This is a genomic window from Humidesulfovibrio sp., assembly GCF_035560995.1.
Classification (GTDB): domain Bacteria; phylum Desulfobacterota; class Desulfovibrionia; order Desulfovibrionales; family Desulfovibrionaceae; genus Humidesulfovibrio.
Genome location: NZ_DATMYK010000026.1, coordinates 1 through 5,593, shown reverse-complemented (window position 1 = coordinate 5,593; position 5,593 = coordinate 1). Strand labels below are relative to the sequence as shown.

The window sequence follows — 5,593 nt, the reverse complement described above, 5'->3', positions numbered from 1 at the left end:
GCTGCTGGCTCTTCTACGAGACCACCCCCGGCGCCCAGAAAAAGAAGAAGACCGCCAAGGAGGCCGCCAAGGCCTTTGAAGACGCCGTGAAAAAGCAGAAGTGCGGCGAGGACATGACCGGTTGCGACATCGGCCTGAAGATCCAGAAGTTCACCGCCAGCACCTGCGAGTTCACCTTCTACGGCGTGCCCTTCCGCTTCAACCCCCTGCTGCCCTTCCTGGGCGGCGTGGTCATCTCCGCCGCGGCGGCCTTCCTGGGCGTTGGCGGCGGCTTCCTGCTGGTGCCCTTCCTGACCAGCGTGACCCAGCTGCCCATGTACCTGGCCGCCGGCACCAGCGCGCTGGCCGTGCTCGTGGGCATGGTCACCAGCATCATCACCCTCATGGGCAAGGGCACTCCCATCGAGTGGCACCTCATCGGCCTTGAGCTGGTGGGCATCACCGTCGGCTCCATCGTGGGCCCCATGACCTCCAAGTACCTGTCCGACTCGCTGATGAAGCGCATCTTCATCGTGCTCTCGCTGTACATCGGCATCGGCTACCTGCTGGCCGGCTTCTACGGCATCAAGATCCCCGGCGTGTAATAACGCGCATATCCGCCTCCATGAGCCCCTCCCCCCTTGCGGGGGAGGGGCTTTTTACGGCACTCTGCAAACATGACGCCCACCCCAACCACCCCCTTCGCGATCCTGGACTCCCTGCTCATCGCTCCCTTCAGGCTGCTGCCGCAGCCGGAGGCAGCCTTCCTGTTCGGCGTCGTGGTGCTGGCCCTGGCCGGCGCGGCACTGGGGCGCGCCGGGTACGCCCTGGTGGCCCGCGCCCAGCGCGCCCGCTGGACCACACAGGACGCCGAGACCAAGCGCCGCCAGGAGCTCTCTATCCAGGCCGCCCAGGCGGGGAACAAGGCCGCCTATCTGGCCCAGAACCACCTGGCCCAGGAGGCCTACGGCAACACCATGGCCCTTTCGGCCGGGCGCGCGGCCGCCCTGCTCTGGCCCGCCTGCGCCCTGCTCGCCTGGCTGTACTGGCGCTTCGAGGACGTGCCCATGCCCCTTCTGTGGGAAGGCGCCGGGCCGGGCTATTACTTCCTGCCCGTCTATGCCGCCATCCTGTGGATCCACTCGCGCCTTGCGCGCGCAAAAAAGGCCGCGCCCCCCGCAAACACGGGAAGCGCGGCCTAAGCCAGCCTTTTTCTGCGGGGCTAGAGCTCCAGCGGCTCCCGACAGGGTGCCACCAGACGCGAAATCCCCACCATTTCGAATACCTTGCGGAAGTTCTCCGAGAGACCTTGGATGCACATGCGTTCGCCCCGTTCGCGGGCGTCCTGCAATAGCTGCGTCAAAAGCGATAGCCCGGCGCCGTTGATGGAGGCGTTCTCCGCAAAGCTGAGCACGATGAACGGCTTGCCGAGTTCCCGGGCGCGGGCCATGGCCCGCTCCAACCGGGCCTCGGAGCGGGCGGTGACGCCCCCCTGGATGCGCAGCACCGCCGCCTGGTCCGTCTCCTCCACCGGGAATTCCTCGGTCTGGCTTTTGGCGATGGCGATGCGCTCCTCCGCGCGGGAAAGGGCCTCGCTCAAGGCCTGGCGCTGCACGGGCTTGTTGATGAAGTCCGTGGCGTCGAGGTTCAGCGCGCGGATGGCCAGGTCCATGTCGCCGTGGCCGGTGATGACGATGACCTCGGCGTGGGGGTCGATGTCCTTGATGCGCCGGAGCACCTCAATGCCGTCCATGACGGGCATCTTGATGTCCGTGAGCACGATGCCCGGCCGCTCCCGCTCAAAGGCCTCCACGCCTTCGGCCCCGTTGACCGCGGTCAGGGTGTCGTACCCGTATGCCGCCAGAAGCAGGCGAAACATGTTCAGGGTCGGCTGCTCGTCGTCTATGACCAGGACTTTCTTTTCCATGCTATTCCCCCGTGAAATATGGTCCGCGCAGGGCCTAGCCCGCTTGCGGAAAATGCAGGCTGAAGGTGGTGCCCTGTCCGGGCGCGCTGTCGATGCGGATCTGCCCGCCGTAGTCGCGCACGATGCCGTAGGTGATGGCCAGGCCCAGGCCCATGCCCTGGCCCGTCTCCTTGGTGGTGAAGAAAGGCTCGAAGATCTTGTCGCGCATGTCCGCCGCCATGCCTATGCCCGTGTCGCTCACCTCGACCACCACGCCCCCGGCCTCGGCGTAGCTGCGGATGGTGATGCCGCGCCGGGCGTTCAGGTCCGCCGCGGTGCTGGCCTCATTAATGGCGTCGCGCGCGTTGGTGAACAGGTTGAAGAACACCTGCTGCAGACGGTTGTCGTGGGCAAGCACCCGGGGCAGGCCCTCGGCCAGATCCAGGGTGAAGCGGATGTTGTCCAGCTCGAACTGCCTGCGCACGATGGTCAGCACGCTTCGAACCGGCTTGTTCACGTCCACGGGCTCCTTCAGCATCTCGGCCTTGCGGCCGAAGGCCCGCAGGGTGTTGATGATCTCGGCCGCGCGGTCCACCTGGCCGCTTATCTCGCGCACCACCTGGCGGAAGGATTCGCGCGGGGCGGTCTGGCCCTGCTCGTCCAGAATGGCCAGAAATTCGCTGCCCATCTTGATGGCGTTCAGCGGCTGGTTCAGTTCGTGGGCGATGCCCGCGCTCATTTCACCCAGCGATTTCATCTTGCCCGCCTGGATGAGCTGGGCGTCCTTCTCGATCATCTCCGTGATGTCCGTCACCGCGATGATGATGGCATGGCGGCCCCGGTAGGAGATGGGGCAGGCGTGGACGTTGACGTAGAAGGGCTTCAGGCCCTTTTTGTAGTGCAGCACCTTGGGGTGGTACAGGCAGCCGGTGCCGCCGTTCACCACGGCCTGGCCGTCGCCGCCGCCTTCGCCTTCATAGCCCTCGAGCCCCTCGTAGGACTGGAGGCAGTCCTTGCGGTTCTCCGGCCCCAGGGCCAGGTAGCTCATGCCGATGAGCTCGTCCTTCTCGTAGCCGTACAGCTCAAGCGCGCGCGGGTTCACGTCGGCGATGCGGAAGTCCTCGCAGTCCACCACGAACACCGGGTCCGGGCCGGAATCGAACAGCGAGCGGTACTTCTCCTCGCTCTCGCGCAGGCGGCGGCGGTAAAGCTTGATGCTCCAGACCATGTTGCGGAACGAATCGCCCATCTGGGCCACCTCGTCGCCCCCGCGTTTGCGGTAGAACACGCAGTTGCCGCAGGTGCGGTGGCTGGCGGCCGCCCGCACCGACTGGTCGAAATGCCAGCAGGGCATTTCCGTGTTCTCGTAGGCCGGGCAGTCCATGGGCTTCCAGTGCTCGTCCTCCTCCTGCAGCTCCGTGGTGATGTCGAAGTTGCCGCGCGAGAGTTCGTCGGAAATGCGCGTGAGCTTGGACAGCGGCCGGGTGATGTACTGGGTGAGGCGGTTCGAGATGAAGAAGATGATCAGGATGATGGCCGAGATGAAGCCCAGAAAGGTCAGGCGCAGGGTGGCGATCAGGCTGTCGATGTGGCTTTTGGACAGGCCCACGTGCACGGTGCCGATGCGGTACAGGCCTTCGTTCATGGGCACGGCGATGTCGTGGATGTCCTCGCCGTTCACCGTGACCAGACGCACGCTGCGGTTCTCGCCCGGGGGCAGGGCGTTGGCCTGGCGCAGCTCCGCCGGGAAGGCGCGGGTCATGGTGTGGGCCAGCACCTCTTCGTTCTGGTCGGTGACGAAGATGTAGGAGATGAGGTGCTTGCGCTCGTGCAGGCGGGCCTCGTCGAAGATGAGCGACAGAAGCATCGGGGAGTTCTTGTCCAGCACGAAGCCGCTGCCGCGCTCCGCCGTGGAGTGGGCGATGGCGCTGCCGCGCATTTCGAGTTCCGTGGTGAGGGACGACACCAGGATGTAGCGCGCGAGAAAGGCGATGGCCACGCTGATGAGGAGCACCACCCCAAGAATCGACACAAAGATCTTGTTCTTGAGGCTCAAGCCCTCGTAGCGCCGCAAGGCCTTGCGCCACAGGGTCATGGCGCGTCCTTCCCGCGCAGGCGCCGGAACTCGGCAAGCACCTCCAGCCAGGACTCCACCAGGGTGAAGCGCCCCTCCTTCAGCTGCGTGAAGTACACGCGCTCCATGCCCTGGTGGTTCTCCGGCCCGAAGCTCACGGTCTGGCCCGGGCCCAGCTCATAGTCGCGGATGGAGTCGATGGCCTTGATGAAGCTCTCGCGGGTGAGGTTGCGTCCGGCGCGCTTGAGGCCCTCCACCAGGATGCGGGCGTTGTAGTAGCCCTCAAGCCCCACGGAGTTCGGCTTGTCGTCCGGGTAGTACCTGGCCAGAAGCTCCACGTATTCCTGCGCCCCGCCGGAGAATTTGCGCGCGTCGGAGCCCTCGGTGGGGGGCACCACCTGCGACATGACCACAAGGGGCGCAGGTTCCGCGCCCGCGCCCTCGGCCAGCCTGCGGGCCAGTTCCTCCGCGCCCACGAAGGACACGGTGTAGAAGATGGGCGAGAAGCCGCCCGCCTGGGCCAGCTGGATGAAGCGCGCGCAGGGGTCGTAGGTGCCGATCATGACCACGGCCTCGGCGCGGGAGTCCTCGATCTTGGTCAGGCCCTCCTCCACGTCCAGGGTGCCGCGCACATAAGAGCCGCGCGCCACCGGCTCCAGGCCGAACTCCTTCAAGGCCAGCTCCGTGCCGGTGAGGCCGTCGAAGCCGTAGGCGTCGTACTGGTAGAACACGGCGATGCGCTTGAGGCCCAGGTCCTTCACCAGGTGGCGCACGGCCGCGGCCGTCTCCTGGTAGTAGGAGGCGCGGATATTGATGATGTAGCGGTTGAAGGGCTCGCGCAGGGCGTTGGCCCCGGTGAACATGCCCAGCAGGGGAATCTGCGCGTCCTCGAGCAAGGGCAGGATTTTGACCGTGGTGGGCGTGCCCACATAGCTGAACAGGGCGAACACCTTGTCTTCGATGATGAGCCGCTGGGTGTTGGCCAGGCAGCGCGGCGGATCATAGGAGTCGTCGTAGGACACGAGCTTGAGCCTGCGCCCGTGCACCCCGCCCGATTCGTTCACGTGGTTCAGGTAGCTTAAGGCGCCGCGCAGGGTCTGCGTGCCCAAATAGCTGGCGTGGCCGGAGAGCGCCAAGGACGAGCCCAGCACGATGGTGTCGTCGGTGACGCCGCTGGTGGCCTGCTCCACGGCGGCCTTCTCGCTGTGGCGGCCGCAGCCGGAGAGGCCATGCAGCGCCGCAAGCCCGGCAAGGGCGAACACGGCGGGAAGCAGCGCCAGCGAGATCCAGAAGGGCTTTTTCGAAAGCCAGCCGCCGCCCATGCCTCCTCCCCTCTTTTCATGAATTCGTGTGGGCCTCGCACAGGGCGCAGGCCGTTCCCCGCGCCGCGGAAAGCCCGGGCCCGCCCCCGGCTGAGTGCGGAAAATCTTCAGCACCCTATGTCAGTTGAGCTACCGCTTCAACAGGAAATGCGGGCGGTAGCCCCTTTCCCGTGGGCATGGCGAAGACGGCACGGCAAATGAAAAGTCTTGCTCAAGACTTGGCACCGGGGCGTATCCGTGCTATTAGGCCGCAGAGAGGAAGCCCCCCGCAATGCAGCACGACGCCCCCCACGCCGCCGCTCAGTCGGCAGC

General features: G+C 66.0%; 5 protein-coding genes. 2 read left to right on the top strand and 3 right to left on the bottom strand.

Translation table 11 applies throughout. The annotated features are described in order from the left end of the window. Both VN419_RS00835 and VN419_RS00830 read left to right on the top strand, forming a co-directional pair. A partial coding sequence (locus VN419_RS00835) for a sulfite exporter TauE/SafE family protein (RefSeq protein ID WP_325643438.1) occupies positions 1–584 on the top strand: 584 nt, incomplete at its 5' end. 72 nt (positions 585–656) lie between these two features. Continuing rightward, positions 657–1,181 carry a hypothetical protein gene (locus VN419_RS00830; RefSeq protein WP_325643436.1) on the top strand — a complete coding sequence of 175 codons (525 nt, stop codon included), beginning with the start codon at positions 657–659 and terminating at the stop codon, positions 1,179–1,181. Between the two features lie 20 nt (positions 1,182–1,201). Here the strand turns inward: VN419_RS00830 and VN419_RS00825 are convergent, their stop codons facing one another. From VN419_RS00825 to VN419_RS00815, 3 genes are read right to left on the bottom strand one after another with little or no spacing between them, the layout of a single operon-like run. Beyond that, positions 1,202–1,906: a response regulator gene (locus tag VN419_RS00825; protein WP_325643434.1), complete on the bottom strand. Its 705-nt coding sequence runs from the start codon at positions 1,904–1,906 to the stop codon at positions 1,202–1,204. 34 nt (positions 1,907–1,940) lie between these two features. Further along, a complete protein-coding gene (locus VN419_RS00820; protein ID WP_325643432.1) occupies positions 1,941–3,980 on the bottom strand; it encodes an ATP-binding protein in 2,040 nt (679 codons plus the stop codon). Next, positions 3,977–5,281 (bottom strand): ABC transporter substrate-binding protein, encoded by a 1,305-nt coding sequence (locus VN419_RS00815; RefSeq protein WP_325643430.1) that lies wholly within the window; start codon positions 5,279–5,281, stop codon positions 3,977–3,979. Before VN419_RS00815 ends, VN419_RS00820 begins: the two co-directional genes overlap by 4 nt. Positions 5,282–5,593: the final 312 nt, after the last annotated feature.